Here is a 226-nt window from a genome sequence, read left to right as displayed (position 1 = left end):
TGCGTTTATTTCGGTGGTGTTCAATACCAAAACGGTGTGCTTCATTTCGTAACTGTTGAATGATTTTCAACGTCTCGCTTTTCTTATCTAAATATAAGGGAATTGGATCATTTGGATAGTATAATTCTTCTAAACGTTTTGCAATTCCTATAATGGCAATTTTGCCTCTTAACCCTAAAATATCTAAACTTTTTAAAGCCGACGATAATTGTCCTTTTCCACCATC

1 pseudogene is annotated in these 226 nt (G+C 34.1%); it reads right to left on the bottom strand.

What is annotated here, in order from left to right:
- Window positions 1-226 (bottom strand): annotated as a pseudogene (locus tag FUA24_RS05180) (excinuclease ABC subunit UvrC); the annotation flags it as partial.

This window comes from Seonamhaeicola marinus, from assembly GCF_008085455.1.
This window is presented reverse-complemented; position numbering and strand designations above follow the sequence as displayed.